The organism is Paenibacillus sp. FSL K6-1566 (assembly GCF_038050475.1).
Lineage (GTDB): Bacteria > Bacillota > Bacilli > Paenibacillales > Paenibacillaceae > Paenibacillus_AQ > Paenibacillus_AQ lactis.
The window spans coordinates 920854-935448 of record NZ_JBBOSR010000001.1 but is presented as its reverse complement, the minus strand read 5'-3'; the positions used below and the strand labels follow the sequence as shown (position 1 = coordinate 935448).

The following is a 14595-nucleotide window of genomic DNA, read 5'->3' as shown; positions in this document are numbered from 1 at the left end:
TTTAGCCCTCCAATTCATAACGGTAGTTCTCGACCACCGTATTCGCCAGAAGCTTCTCGCACATTTCCTTGACGCGCTGCTCAGCCTCTTCACGGTTATCCGTATTCAGCTCAAGCTCCATATACTTACCGATCCGCAGGCTCTCCACTTCCTTGTAGCCGATCGAATGAAGCGCCCCCTGCACCGCGACCCCTTGCGGATCCAAAACGCTCTGTTTAATCGTGACGTAGACCTTAGCTTTCAACATGTTCTCCTGCTCCTCCTCGAAATAATAAATGGTATAAAGGACTGCTCGTATTACAAGCTTGCTGCCGTCAGCCGGCGGTAAATATCGGTATAACGGCGTGTCGTCTCCTCCACCACATGCAGCGGAAGCGGATCCGGCTCGCTGTTCTTGTCCCAATCGGAAGAAGCGAGGTACGTGCGTACAGGCTCCTTGTCCATGCTGTCGATCTCAATGTCCAGCGCATAGTTCGCTTCATCCCAGAAACGGGAGGAATCCGGCGTGAAAATTTCGTCGATCAGGACGATCTCGCCGTCGATCAATCCGAACTCGAACTTGCAATCGGCAAGAATGATGCCGTGCTTCCGGCAGTAGTCGCGGGCGAATGTGTAGAGCATCAAGCTTTTGTCCTGCAGCTGCAGAGCCAGCTCCTCACCCACAAGCTCCTTCATCCGGCCGAGCGAGATGTCTTCGTCGTGACCGACATCGTTCTTCGCAGCCGGCGTGAAGATCGGCTCCGGAAACGCCTCGTTCTTGCGCAGGCCCTCCGGCAGCTTAATGCCGTTAACCTCGCCCGTGGACTGATATTGCCGCCAGCCACCGCCGGTAATATATCCCCGGACTACGCATTCGATATCAATGCGCTCGGCCTTGCGGCATACCATGATCCGTCCGTCCAGCAGCGTTTTGTCCTTCACGGCATCCCCGAGCCGGTTCACGTCGGTATGCACCATATGGTTGGCGATCAGGTCCTTCGTCTGTTCAAACCAGAAGGCGCTCAGCTTATTCAGCACGGTTCCCTTAGCCGGTACGGGCGGCTCCAGGACATAGTCAAAAGCGGAAATGCGGTCGGTTACTACGATGAGTACATGCTCACCCAAATCATAAAGCTCACGGACCTTGCCCTTATAAAGCAGCGGTGCGTTGATCAGGTGGGCGGCGGTCGATAATGCCGGTAATGTCATAGGATCCTCCCATTAGACTACAGATTGTCTGCCTGTTTATTACACGATCTTGCAAAATTCGTTTCCAGCGCTTCGGGGCACAGTCCCCGGATTCCCGCAATTGCTCGTTGAAATCCGGGGACGGCCTATGCTTGCAATGCCAGCATTCCGTTTGGAAGGCTTTTATTCAGGAGACTGCTGCACTTCTAAATCATTCTGATTTGCAGAAATCGATCTTCTCCATGCTTATTGTAAAAAGCGGATAAATCCGCGCCTTAAACTATTCCAGGCCGAGCTTGGCAAAAATCGTATCGACATGCTTCAGATGCCAGCTTGGATTAAAGGCATCCTCGATTTCCTCGGGACTGAGCACTTCCGTAATAGCGGGAGTCGCCTCTACGATTTCGCGGAATTGACGCTGCTCCTCCCATGCCTGCATGGCACGCGGCTGTACGGTATCGTACGCCTGCTCGCGGCTGAAGCCCTTGTCGATCAGCTTCGTCAGAAGGCGGCCGGAGAATGGCACGCCGTACGTACGGGCCATGTTGCGCTTCATGTTCTCAGGGAAGACCGTCAGGTTCTTCACGATATTGCCGAAACGGTTCAGCATATAGTTCAGCAGCATCGTGGCGTCCGGCAGGATGATGCGTTCCACGGAGGAGTGGGAAATATCCCGCTCGTGCCACAGCGACACATTCTCGTAAGCGGATACCATGTGGCCCCGGATCACGCGAGCCAGACCGGAGATGTTCTCCGAGCCGATCGGGTTGCGCTTATGCGGCATAGCCGAGGAGCCCTTTTGCCCTTTTGCAAAAGCTTCCTCCACCTCACGCACCTCGCTCTTCTGCAGCGCGCGCACTTCGGTTGCAAACTTCTCCAGCGATGTCGCGATCAGCGCCAGCGTCGCCATATATTCCGCATGGCGGTCACGCTGCAGCGTCTGCGTGGAGATCGGCGCAGGCTTTGTGCCCAGCTTGCGGCAGACGAATTCCTCAACGTACGGGTCGATGTTGGCATAGGTGCCGACCGCTCCGGAAATTTTGCCGTACTGCACGCCGTCGGCAGCATGGCGGAAGCGCTCCAGGTTGCGGATCATTTCCTCGTGCCACAGCGCCATTTTCAGACCGAACGTGGTCGGCTCTGCGTGAACGCCATGCGTTCTGCCCATCATCGGCGTGTATTTGTAGGCAATGGCTTTCTCCTTCAAAATACCGATAAACCGAAGAATGTCCTGCTCCAGAATTTCATTTGCCTGCTTCAGCAGATAACCCATCGCGGTATCCACCACGTCCGTGGAGGTCAGCCCGTAATGAACCCATTTCCGCTCGTCGCCAAGAGTCTCCGATACGGCGCGGGTAAAGGCGATCACGTCATGCCGCGTTTCCTGCTCGATTTCATAGATCCGTTCGATATCAAAGGATGCATTCTGGCGAAGCTTCACCGTATCTTCCTTCGGGATTACCCCGAGCTCGGCCCAAGCCTCGCATGCGCAAAGCTCAACCTCCAGCCATGCTCTGAATTTGTTCTCCTCGGTCCAGATCGCCCGCATTTCCGGTCTGCTGTAACGTTCAATCATCGTTTAATCCTGCCTCCAAATATTAGTTTTCTCTACCCACTCCAAGGCGTCCCTGACATCCCCGCATAACAGGTTGATGTGTCCCATCTTGCGATTGGCCTTTGCCTCGCTCTTGCCGTACAGATGAAGCTTCGGCACGACGCCAAGCGACTCGGCGAGCTCGTCATGTTCGCCGAAGCGCTGCACCGCTGCTTCCAAATGCTGACCCAGCACGTTCACCATGACCACAGGGCTCAGCAATGTCGTATCACCTAGCGGCAGATCGCAGATCGCTCTGACATGCTGCTCGAATTGCGACGTTGCAGAGGCCTCCATCGTATAGTGGCCGGAGTTGTGCGGACGGGGCGCAAGCTCGTTCACGTACAGCTCCCCTTCCTCCGTCACGAACATCTCCACGGCCAGGAGCCCTACCGCGTTCAAGCCCTCTGCCACGCGTTCGGCAAGCTGGCGGGCCCTGAGCTGAATATCGCTTGGCACTCTCGCAGGGACGATGGATAGATGCAGTATATTGTTGACATGCACGTTCTCCGCCGGCGGGAAGCTCTTGACGCTGCCGCTTGGCGTGCGCGCCGCGATAACGGAAATCTCGCAGGCGAACTTCACGAACTTCTCCAGCACAAGCTCAGCCCCGCCGACCGCCAGCGTCTCGTACGCCGGCTGCAATTGCTCCTCGCTGCGAAGAACGGCTTGCCCCTTACCATCATAACCTCCGGTAGCCGTCTTTAGCACGCATGGAAGTCCAAGCTCGGCTGCTGCGGATTGTAAATCTTCCAAACTGTTGATCTCACGATACGGGGCGACCGGCACGCCTGCCGCTTCAATCGCCGCCTTCTCGCGCAGCCGATGCTGCGTCGTATACAGAAGCTTGCTGCCCTGGGGCACGTAAGACTGCTCCTCCAGCAGCTTGGCCACGCCCGCATCCACATTCTCGAATTCGTACGTAATGACATCCGCCTGCTCCGCTAGTTTGCGTGCGGCTTCCACATCGTCATAGCCTGCCGTAATCTGCTCGGAAATCTGTCCGAGCGGCGAATTTGGAGTCGGGTCGAGGGTGACGAACGAATACCCCATTTTGACTCCGTCCAGCGCCATCATGCGGCCCAGCTGGCCGCCGCCGAGGACGCCGATCACCGAGCCCGGCAGAAGCCGTCTCCCGGCAGCCGTCTGCTGCAATGTCTGACGCTCCGTCATAGGCTATCGCCGCTTTCCAGTACTTCGTCGCGAATCCGATCCCGGCGTGCCTGCACTCTGGCACGGATATCCGCATCCGAAGCGCCCAATATTTGCGCGGCGAGCAGCCCTGCGTTGACGGCACCCGCCGTACCGATCGCGACGGTAGCGACGGGAATGCCACCAGGCATCTGCACGATCGACAGGAGCGAATCCAGTCCGTTCAGCGATTTGGATTGCACCGGCACGCCGATGACCGGCAGCACCGTCTTCGAGGCCACCATTCCCGGAAGATGCGCCGCGCCGCCGGCGCCGGCGATAATGACGCGAATTCCCCGGCCCTCCGCCTCTTCGGCGTACCGGAACATCAGGTCCGGCGTGCGATGCGCGGATACGACCTTTTTCTCATACGGAATTTCCAATTCATCTAACACCTTGCATGCCTCGGACATCGTCGCCCAATCCGACTTGCTGCCCATAATGACTCCAACTTGTGCTGCCATGAGTACCCCCGCTTTCTCATGATTAATCTCGGTAACATTGAAATTCCCTGCAAAGCCTCCGGCGCTAACCGCTGTTTCCTCGAAAATCTTTGCGGGAAGCCAGTCACGCGCATTCGATACAGATGAAAAAAGTCCGATCCCGTAAACACAAAGCTGTGCAGGTCTCGGACAATCAAGGAATACGACGCTGCCGCCCGATGTCAAAAAAGACATGGTGGGAAAACGAGCTTAACGATCAAGCTGACCCGCCCAAGAAGCGGTCATCAAGCTTTGAAGCCCTGGCCCGCTCATCCTGCCGCACCGTGTGTACTCCCTCGTAGTCCGAAAATTTACGGTTTCCGGGTAGAGACTTCCGGGCCATATCCCCGGCTTTATACGAGAAATATTTAATTCTAGAATTTTTGTAAAACCCACAATTTCATTAATCTTGCTCAATCATTAATCACACTAAATAAGTTCTTTTGAACCTCAACATCCTCAGTTTATCAATCTCTGACACCCCATGTCAACCTAAACCCGAACATTCTCAAATATTGAAAATATAATGTTCGTATTTAACCAAACATATCATCATGGCTGCGTTAACATGTAAACAGAATCCCTGCGCGGGGATTGAACCATGCATACCGACCACAAGCCATCGGGAGGAACGCCCACATAACAACACTTCGCATCTCAAATGAAAAAAAGAAGGCACTCTCGCAAGATCCATGATCTGCTAGAGTGCCTCTATTATTGTATGTCTCACATTTGATTGAACCAGCCTCTATTTCACAACAAGCACCGGGATGGTTGCATGCTGGACAACATTGTGGCTTACGCTCCCGAGCACGAACTCGCGAATGCCGCCTAAGCCGCGGCTGCCGATCACGATAAGATCGATGTCGTTCTGTTTGGCATATTCCAGAATCACTTCGGCAGGGGCTCCCTGTATCATGTTGACCTGGCCGTTCACACCCGAATGCTCGATGCGCTCCTTGATTTCTTCTGTCGTCTGCACCGCAATATCGTAAACGTCTTTATTCAGTGAAGCCGGAATCGGAGCCAGTCCTTCCCCGACAAAAAAACGCGGAAAATCATAAGCATGAACCACATGCAGCGTAGCGTCCGGATTCGCCTGGGTCAGCTCGACCGCGCGTCCGAGTGCTTTATTTGCCGCTTTGGAGCCGTCGTAAGCCAGTAGAATGTTCGTAAACAGCATACAGGCCACCTCTTTCCTATGTGATAAGACTGAAGACCTACTGTAATATTATTTATTTACCCATAATGCCTCTGTTTGAACCGAGCCGTCTAACTTGCTTTAAGTGTAATCTCGTATGTAGGAACCGACTAAGATTACCTCCAGAAATACCCGTACAGCACCGCGTTCAAAAACAACAGCAGCGGTATGCCGATCTTGAACGATAAATGCCTTGTTTTATGACGCTTCCGATACATCGCTATCCATGCGCCTAAAGCGCCGCCGACCGCAGCCAGCAGAAACAGCGTCCGTTCCGGAACGCGGTCCCGTCCCAGCCTGGCACGCCGCTTGTCCTCGGACATCACCAGATAGGCAACCGCATTAATGAATATAAACCATACAATCAACGCGGTTCTCACGAATGCTCCCGCCCCCCATGACCAGCCGGTTCAATCGGTCTTTTACGCACGACCCCGGCCTGTATACTAACGTTCTCACCATATTATAAATCTGCATGATATAGAAGTACACCGGAAAACTCCCCTCCTTGGTGAGTGAGGGATAGCGTGTGTGACGTTGTGACACGATCGCATGTGTTGAAGATCCATGCCGTCGCAGCGATCGCATAATTCCTTGGCGGGATATGCAGACGAAAAGCGTAAGAAGCCGCCCATAAGAGCGACGCCGGCCGAATAAAGCGCCGGGCCTTCTTATAAGACGGCAAAAAAAGAATGATTAAAGGGTCTGTCCCGTCCCAAAGCTTACGATTCACCCTTCGGAATCTCATTCAGGCTCGGAACATAGTCCGCAGCCTTCTTCGGTTTCAAGGTTTTGCTCTCTTCGAGAATGCTTGCCTTGTTTTGCTGGTTCTCCGTTTTTCTTGCTTTATGGTTCGGCATGCCCTTCACCTCCTGTCCGTAGAATGGGCTATTGTCCCGGAGGTTATGCGGACAGGAGCAAAGATTAACGAAATACGTTTTGCCGTGCCTTGCGCTCCGTACCTATTCCTTCCCCTTCTGCTCAAGCGCAGCCTTCAGCAGTTCGCCGAGGTTCGAGCCGATCGACTCCGGCTTGCTGTATTGCTGGAGCAGCTTCCGTTCCTCGCGCTTGTTCACATGCTTCGCGTCCTTTTTGAGCGTTTCGGTAATGCCGCAGCCAAGGCACTGGACATACATGCCGGCCTTGCCTTCCTTCAGCTCCATCTTCTTATGGCACTGCGGGCAGCGCCGGTTCGACAGCCGCTTCTCGCCGGAGCGCTTGTAGCCGCAGTCCTCGCTCGGGCAGACGAGCAGCTTGCCGCGCTTCGTCTTCTTCTCGAGCAGACGCGTGCCGCAGTCCGGGCAGTGGCTGTTCGAGACGTTATGCGGCTTGTATTCCACATCGCTTCCCTTGACCTCGGTTACCAGCTTCTTCGTCATATCCCGGATGCCCCGCAGGAACGGCTCGGGCTTGCCCTGCCCCTTCGCGATCCGCTCCAGCTCGGCTTCCCAGCGGGCGGTCAGCTCCGGCGTCCGCAGCTCCGGCGCCACCAGCTCGATGAGCTGCTTGCCCTTCCCGGTCGGATGCAGGGACGAGCCCTGGCGCTCGATCGTATCCGAGCTGACCAGCTTCTCGATGATGTCCGCCCGCGTCGCCGGCGTGCCGAGGCCGTGCTTCTCCATCTGCGACAGGAGCGCCGCCTCCGTGTAGCGCTTCGGCGGCTGGGTGCGCCCCGGCTTCAGGATGCAGCGGGCAACCTTCACCGGCTGGCCTTCCTTCAGCTCGGGCAGCAGCTTGCCTCCCGGAGCCGAACCTTGTGCGTCGTCATCCTCGCCATCAGCGTCATCGTCATAATCGCCGCCGTACACCTCGCGCCACCCGCTGTCTTTGACCGTCGTCCCTTTCGCATGAAACGTCTCGCCTTCGATCTGAACGGTGACGGCGACTTGATCGTACCGTGCCGGCGGATAGAACAGGCTGATGAAGCGGCGGACGATAAGGTCGTACAGCTTACGCTCATCCGCCGTGAGCTGGTTCAGCAGCACCGTCTGCTCCGTCGGGATAATCGCATGGTGATCCGTTACCTTGCTGTCGTCTACGACCCGCTTGCCCGGCGACAGGCTCTTGCGGAGCAGCGGACGGGCCAGCGCCGCATAGGGCCCCACCGCGATGCTCGACAGCCGCTCCTTCAGCGTTCCGACCATGTCGGAGGTCAAATAACGGCTGTCCGTACGCGGATAGGTCACGAGCTTATGCTGCTCGTACAGCCGCTGCAGGACGTTCGACGTCTGCTTGGCCGAGAAGCCGAACCGGCGGTTCGCATCCCGCTGCAGCTCGGTCAAATCGTACGCTAACGGATGCGGCTCGTTCTTCTCGCTCTTTTTCACGCTGACAATCTTCCCCGAGGCGCCCTCCAGCTTCTGCTTGAGCTTCGCTGCGCGCTCCTTCTCGAACAGACGGCCGTCTCCCCCGGCTGCCCGCCAGGAAGCCTCGAAGCTGCCGAGATCGACCTGCAGCGTCTCATATTCCTGGGAGCGGAAGTTTATGATTTCCTTCTCCCGGTCCATAATCATGCCAAGCGTCGGCGTCTGAACCCGGCCCGCCGAGAGCTGGGCATTAAATTTCGTGGTCAGCGCCCGCGTCACGTTCAGCCCGACCATCCAATCCGCCTCCGCCCGGCACCGCGCCGACTCGTACAGGCGGTCGAACTGCTGGCCCGGCTTCAGGGAAGCAAAGCCTTCCTTGATCGCCTTATCCGTCTGGGATGATATCCACAGCCGCTTGAAGGGCTTGTTCCACTTCGCCATTTTCAGAATCCAGCGCGCCAGCAGCTCGCCCTCGCGGGCGGCATCCGTCGCAATGATCAGCTCGCCGATATCCTGGCGTTTCATCAGATGCTGCACGTTCTTGTATTGATGGCTGGTCTCTCTGAGCACTTTAAGCCGCATGGAATCCGGCAGAATCGGCAAATCCTCCAGCGCCCAGGTCTGATATTTTTTATCATAGTCCTCCGGCTCCGCCAGGCCGATCAAATGCCCGAGCGCCCAGGTTACGACGTATTTCGGTCCTTCGAAATAGCTCTTATGCTTCTCGCGGCTGCCCATCACCCGGGCAATTTCCTTAGCCACGGACGGCTTCTCCGCCAATACCAATACTTTCATAGCTCTCCCCTTCCTCTGTATCCCTATTATAACCTCCTCCCCGTATTTTCCACAAAAAAAGAGGCGCGCTTTGGCTCCACCTTAAGGCGGCAGCAAAACGGCCTCATATCACTTATCCGATACTTCGCTAACCCCATACTCCTCATGTCCTGCAATCGCAAGGACAAGCTCTGATAACATCCAAGGCTAGCCGATATTACACCAGCCCGTTAACGATTAACCTCATGAAGAGTTAGGTTAGGAGAATTTTTCGTCCTATCGGTTCCTCTATTGCTTCTGATTCTCTTCCACGTAACGCCCTTGCTCCGGCACAGCCAGCTCGTCAAAATCCCGGGCCAGGCGCTTCAGCGATACCGACAGTTCATCTCCCGACATCGGCACCCCATGCCCCGTCACCGCAAGTGCAGGATTCAGCGCTTCCAGCCGGCGCACCGATTCCCTTGCCGCATCCCAATCCGGGGTAAAATACATCGGCGGTCCGTGAAGCTCCTTCTCCTGGCTGATCACCGCCAGCGCGGATTCCTGCTGGACCGTAATGATCGCGTCTCCCGCAATCAGCGTACGGTCCCGTTCGCGGAACAGCGAGATATGCCCCGGGCTGTGCCCCGGCGTAGGAATCCAGCGCCATTCCGGCAAGCCTGGCACCGTGCCGTCCATCGGCAGCGGGTGGATCCGCGAGCCGAGATCGATCGCCCGGTTCGGATACATTGGCGCTAACCGCGCCATCAAGCCGCCGCCTACGCTCGGATCGCCGGGAGGATAGTCTTCGCGCCCTGTCAAATACGGCAGCTCTAGCTCATGGGCATAAACGGGCACCCCCCAGCGGTCCGCCAGCTCCTTCACATTGCCAACATGGTCGAAATGGCCATGCGTTAGCACGATACTTACAGGCGGCCGCCCAAACCGCTTCTCCGCCGCCTCGGCAATCGAGCCTTCAAAATTACCGATGCCGGTATCCACCAGCACCCAGTCGCCCGAGCCGGGCGAACCGACCATCTGAAGATTGACGATCATCGTGCGAAGATTGATAAGATCGGGCAGCACCTCTTCGGTATCCACCGCTCCTGTATTCAGCATGCTGTGTTCGTTCATGCTTCTAACGCCTCCTTTTTTCCGTTAATGCGCTCTTGGTTATAACATACCCGTTTTCGCGCATTTCAACGTGAGAAGGGAGCGGTTATTGAATGATTTTGTTCAATCGTTCCAGATAACGCCAGCGCGTTATAAAGAAATACACGATCTGGACGGTCAGGAAGAACAAGAAAATCTTGAGGCTGTGGCCCACAATCGAGAAATCGACGAGCTGCTGAAGCGCGACGAACGCAACCCCGCTGTGTATAAGCGCGATAAGCATCGGCAGGAAAAACATGATCAGTAACTGCCTGGTCACGATGGTTCCAAGCTCCTTACGGCTCAATCCCACCTTCGCGATCATTTGGTACTGCTGCTCATCCCGTGCCAGATCGGCATACAGACGGAAATAAACAAAGCTTGCCGCAAAGGTGAAGAAGACGATGCCGACCAGGCCGCTGACCATCAGCAAAATGCCGTTTTTCTGCTGGGCGCTTTTCCAATCAATGTACAAGGAGTTCAGGTAATAGCTGTAATCGCCGCTTTCGTTGAACCGCTCCACCATCGCTCTTGTCGCATCCCCGGTATCCTTCCAGTTTTTAACGTAAAACGCATGGAAGATGACGAAGCCGTACTCCCCCTGCTCCTCCTGTGTTTTTTTCACCTTCTCGTACAGGCTGTCCGATACGACAAACTGCTCGCCATAGCCCTGAGGCACGGCGATAAACGTTTCCGCTTTGGCTATCTGAAGCGTGACCGCCTCTTTGCCGGTCTCAAGCTCGATCTCCTCATACGCTGGCCCATGGATTCTGTAGCTGTTTTTTTCCGTAACGGTGCTGGGCGTCAGAATCGCCTCATGCTCGCCTAAAGTCTCCGCCGGGTACCCGAGGGATCGGATCAGCTCATTATACTCGCTAAGCTTGACCAGCTTCATGCCGTTCGCCGAGAAAATCGGCTGCACCGACGTTTCGTTATAGTTGAATCCGCCCTTCTCCAGCTCCTCCCTGATGATCGACAAATGCTGATTCCCAAGCTTCGCTTCCTCCTCGAAATAGGGATACGTATAAGCATATGGATTTTCCATGGCCGACAGCCCCGGATCCCCGATCGCCAGCGTTGTTCCGATTCCCGTAAAGGCTGAAGCCGAGATGATCGACACGAGGAAGAACATGACGGCGTTATCCTTGATCCGGTACATCAGCTCGGAAATGGTCAGCAGATTGGTTTTGCGGAAGAAAAATCTCTCCTTCTTCTGCAGATACCGCATAAAATAAACGCTGAACTGGGTGAAGAGGAAATACGTTCCCAGAATGACCAGCGCTACCCCACCGAACAGGAGCAGGAAGTTGAAGATTTGCAGTACGGCAAACGCCATAACCACGCCGTATCCTGCAGCGATCAGCAGCACCGCCAGGACAGCCAGCCAAGGCGAAGCCTTCGGCTGCGGCTTGGGACTCTCCTCCGCCTTAACCAGCGCAAGCAGCGTTCCCTTTCGAAGCATGACCGAGGAGAACAAGGCGATCAGGAGGAACAGCACCGCATAAGCCGCCGCCGTCAGCAGGAGCGCCTTTAGCGGAAAATAAAACGGCAGCCCGTTATCCACCGCCAGCACCTTGGCGCTAATCAACAGAATGAGCTTGGAGAACAGCACGCCGGTTCCAATACCTGCCACGATCGCCGCCGCCCCGATCAGGAGGTTCTCGATGAACAGCATCCGGTTCAGCTGCTTCCGGGACATGCCCAGGATCAGCAGAATCCCGAACTCCCGCTTGCGGACCTTGATGAAGGCCCCGACGGAGTACAGCAGGAAGAAGAATGAAAAGATGAATACGATATATTGCGACACCGTCATGCCTATCGTTCCGAGCTCGCTCATCGTGCCGCTGGAGGAAACGATCCCGTCCTTGAGCTCGGGGTGAAACGCTAGCAGGCCGTAGGTGAAGAAAATCATCACGGAGAAGGCGCTGCTCAGAAAATGCGCAATATAGGTCCGCTTGCTCCGCAGAACGTTATTAATGGCGAACTGGCGAAAATTCATGTCCCGAACCTCCCAGCAGTGACAGCACATTAATAATTTTCTGATAAAAGGCGGACTGATTGTCCCCGCTCGTTATCTCGTTATACAGCTGGCCGTCCTTGATAAAAATGACCCGATTGCAATAGCTCGCCGCTACCGGGTCATGCGTGACCAGGAGCATCGTGACCTTGTCCTCTTTGTTTCGGCGGTCCATGATCTCCATCACGTCCCGCGCCGACTTGGAATCCAGGTTGCCGGTCGGCTCATCCGCGAGCACCAGCTTCGGCACGTGGATCATCGCGCGGGCGACGGCCGTCCGCTGCGCCTGCCCGCCCGAAATCTCGTAGGTCCGTTTGTTCAGGATGGAGGTAATGCCGAGCTTATCGGCCAGCACTTCGACACGGCGGTTCATTTCCTCAAGTTCGATACCGTCAAGTGCAAGCGGGAGCACAATGTTCTCCTTCACCGTGAGCGTATTGAGCAGATTGAAGGACTGAAAGACGAAACCGAGCTCGCGGCGGCGGAACATCGCCAGCTGATCCTGCGACAGCCGGAACGGATCTTCTCCGCCGATCCGGATCTCTCCGGAGGTAGGCCGGTCGATCGTCGAGATCATGTTGAGCAGGGTTGTTTTCCCGCTGCCAGACGGCCCCATAATGCCGACGAACTCCCCTTCCTCGATGCTTAAATTAATATTCGACAGCGCTTCGTGGGACACGGCCGCCTTATAGACTTTGCCCAGATTGCGCACGGATAGAATTTCCATGAAATAAACCTCGCTTTCAAAAATTGGCTTTCGCTCGTAAGGCTAGTGTAGCGCATGCCCCTCTAAGCTCCTATCGATCCGTCTTTCACGAATCTTACATCGATGTAAGATTCGTTTTTAGTGCCCGTGCATCATCCCGGCACAACGTTCAAGAACGCCTTGCGGACACAAAAAAACCTTATCGCCGGGTTCAAGATGTCCGCAGGGGGATCATCATGATCATCGGGATAAGGTTCGCGGCTGGATCCTTCTTCCGCCTTATAATCCGAATCACTGCAGAAACAGGAGCCTTATGGTCGTCCCCTGCCCGGGCTCGGATTCCAGCTCGATTCGATGGTTCATTTTCCGAACGACCTCGCTGACCAGGTAAAGGCCCATCCCGGTCGACTCCTTCAGCTTCCTGCCGTTCTCCCCCGTATAGAACGGATCGAATACCCGCTTGATATCGGATTTCGGAATGCCCATCCCCCGGTCCGTCACCTCCAACACCACTTGGCGCCGATCCTTGGAGTAGAACGCCTGGACCGTAACCTTTAGCCCGGAACCGGACGAATACTTGATGGCATTGGACAGCAGCTGCATGAGAATGAAGCGGAGCCATTTTGCATCCGTCTGAACAGTGAGAGCGGGATCGATGATCACCTCCGGGTAGACATGGCTGTGAATGAAATAGCGCTTGTTCTCATGCACTGCGTCCACCGCAGCCTGGTGAAGCTTGACCGGCTCCACGCTGAAATCCTGTTCGAAGGTTTCCAGCCGCGACATGTACAGCACCATATCCAGGCCGCGCCGAATGCGGTCGGACTCCTCGGAGATGCTCCTGTAGCCGTCGTTGTCGTCCTCCTGGGTAATCATCTCGATGACGGAGAGCGGCGTTTTCATCTGATGCACCCATTGGTTCATAAATATGAGATGCTCCCGCCGCCGGCGCTCCCATTCCTCCATCTGGTTCCGGTATTGGCGGTATTGCTCCTCCATGAGCTCGCTGAGAGCGGTCGGCAGCGGGGCCGATTCGTTGTGCTTGATGGATTCCTCCAGCGAGATTAGGGGCTGCGATAAACGCTCATAGAAGTCCCGGTGGGTGTAAAACCGGAATGCCAAATATCCCCCCATCACGGAAAGCCCCAGCAGCACCGCGTACGAGGCCGTCACGGGATGATCATAGCCGTCGTACCAGAATACGAGGAGCACCACCAACAGCTCCGCGGCCGTAAACAGGATCAGCGGCAGATGCTCGCGCCAGAACAGCCTCTTCATTGCGGCCTCTGCCAGACGGGATGCAGCCTGTACCCGGAGCCCCGTACCGTTTCTAACGCGCCTTCGATGCCCAGCTCCATCAACCGTTTTCGTACCCGGTTAATGTTTACGCTGAGCGTATTGTCATCCACGAATGTATCGTCCCACAGCTTCTCCAGGATCGTCTCGCGGGTGACAAGGCGCGGGCTCCGGGCCAGCAGCGTCTCCAGCAGGATCGTTTCCTTCTTCGTAAGCGGCGCCGTTTGTCCGTTCAGCTGGAGCTCCATCCGTTCAGGGTAAAGGACCAGCCCTTCCTTCTCCACCGTTCGTTCGCCGGAGCCGGGGGCATAGTCGCCGTATACCCGCCGCAGCTGGCTGTGGATCTTGGCAATGACGATGTCATACGCGAACGGCTTCGTAATGTAATCGTCGGCTCCGTTCTCCAGCGCCCGCAGCTGGTCGGGGGTTCCGTTTCTTGCGGAAATAAATATAATCGGGCACGTGGACATCGACCGGATCTGGCGGCACCAGAAATACCCGTCATAGCTGGGCAGATTGACATCCAGCAATACGAGATGCGGCTTGATTTCCCGGAACCGCTCAAGCACATGATCGAACTCCCGGATGATGATGCCTTCATTTCCGTACCTTGCGATCTGCGATTCAAGCAAACCCGCCAGCTTCGGATCATCCTCCACGATCATGATTTTGTACATCATCCTTCCCCCTCATGGCATGCAAGGCCAGAAGCGTAATTATCGCTTCACCT

At 55.8% G+C, this 14595-nt stretch carries 14 protein-coding genes and 1 riboswitch; all 14 genes read right to left on the bottom strand.

Going from position 1 to position 14595, the window contains the following annotated elements:
• Position 1 precedes the first annotated feature (1 nt).
• Entirely contained in the window at positions 2–247 is a 246-nt protein-coding gene (gene purS, locus NST08_RS04115; protein ID WP_007132730.1) for a phosphoribosylformylglycinamidine synthase subunit PurS, read from the bottom strand.
• A gap of 50 nt (positions 248–297) precedes the next feature.
• Complete coding sequence (locus tag NST08_RS04110; RefSeq protein ID WP_144869532.1) at positions 298–1188, bottom strand: phosphoribosylaminoimidazolesuccinocarboxamide synthase; 891 nt, start codon at positions 1186–1188, stop codon at positions 298–300.
• Between the two features lie 259 nt (positions 1189–1447).
• Complete coding sequence (purB, locus tag NST08_RS04105) at positions 1448–2743, bottom strand: adenylosuccinate lyase (protein WP_007132732.1); 1296 nt, start codon at positions 2741–2743, stop codon at positions 1448–1450.
• Positions 2744–2746: 3 nt separating this feature from the next.
• Positions 2747–3934, bottom strand: a complete 1188-nt coding sequence (purK, locus tag NST08_RS04100; RefSeq protein WP_007132733.1) for a 5-(carboxyamino)imidazole ribonucleotide synthase — start codon at positions 3932–3934, stop codon at positions 2747–2749.
• Positions 3931–4416: a 5-(carboxyamino)imidazole ribonucleotide mutase gene (purE, locus tag NST08_RS04095; RefSeq protein WP_007132734.1), complete on the bottom strand. Its 486-nt coding sequence runs from the start codon at positions 4414–4416 to the stop codon at positions 3931–3933. Before purE ends, purK begins: the two co-directional genes overlap by 4 nt.
• A 297-nt stretch (positions 4417–4713) precedes the next feature.
• Positions 4714–4815: riboswitch (purine riboswitch) on the bottom strand.
• Positions 4816–5182: 367 nt separating this feature from the next.
• A complete protein-coding gene (locus NST08_RS04090) occupies positions 5183–5617 on the bottom strand; it encodes a universal stress protein (protein WP_007132735.1) in 435 nt (144 codons plus the stop codon).
• A 134-nt stretch (positions 5618–5751) separates the two neighbouring features.
• Positions 5752–6015 (bottom strand): DUF1294 domain-containing protein, encoded by a 264-nt coding sequence (locus NST08_RS04085; RefSeq protein WP_007132736.1) that lies wholly within the window; start codon positions 6013–6015, stop codon positions 5752–5754.
• A 342-nt stretch (positions 6016–6357) separates the two neighbouring features.
• Positions 6358–6495 carry a hypothetical protein gene (locus NST08_RS04080; protein ID WP_007132738.1) on the bottom strand — a complete coding sequence of 46 codons (138 nt, stop codon included), beginning with the start codon at positions 6493–6495 and terminating at the stop codon, positions 6358–6360.
• Positions 6496–6597: 102 nt separating this feature from the next.
• The gene (locus tag NST08_RS04075) at positions 6598–8736 is read right to left on the bottom strand and encodes a DNA topoisomerase III (protein ID WP_007132739.1); all 2139 of its coding nucleotides are present in this window, start codon (positions 8734–8736) and stop codon (positions 6598–6600) included.
• A gap of 267 nt (positions 8737–9003) precedes the next feature.
• The gene (locus NST08_RS04070; protein WP_210095581.1) at positions 9004–9828 is read right to left on the bottom strand and encodes an MBL fold metallo-hydrolase; all 825 of its coding nucleotides are present in this window, start codon (positions 9826–9828) and stop codon (positions 9004–9006) included.
• Between the two features lie 85 nt (positions 9829–9913).
• Entirely contained in the window at positions 9914–11845 is a 1932-nt protein-coding gene (locus tag NST08_RS04065) for an ABC transporter permease (protein ID WP_210095580.1), read from the bottom strand.
• Positions 11820–12590 (bottom strand): ABC transporter ATP-binding protein, encoded by a 771-nt coding sequence (locus NST08_RS04060; RefSeq protein WP_007132742.1) that lies wholly within the window; start codon positions 12588–12590, stop codon positions 11820–11822. Before NST08_RS04060 ends, NST08_RS04065 begins: the two co-directional genes overlap by 26 nt.
• Before the next feature lie 270 nt (positions 12591–12860).
• Positions 12861–13847 carry a sensor histidine kinase gene (locus NST08_RS04055; RefSeq protein ID WP_028406387.1) on the bottom strand — a complete coding sequence of 329 codons (987 nt, stop codon included), beginning with the start codon at positions 13845–13847 and terminating at the stop codon, positions 12861–12863.
• Positions 13844–14542 carry a response regulator transcription factor gene (locus NST08_RS04050; RefSeq protein ID WP_028406388.1) on the bottom strand — a complete coding sequence of 233 codons (699 nt, stop codon included), beginning with the start codon at positions 14540–14542 and terminating at the stop codon, positions 13844–13846. The genes NST08_RS04055 and NST08_RS04050 overlap by 4 nt, the downstream gene beginning before the upstream one ends.
• Between the last annotated feature and the right edge of the window lie 53 nt (positions 14543–14595).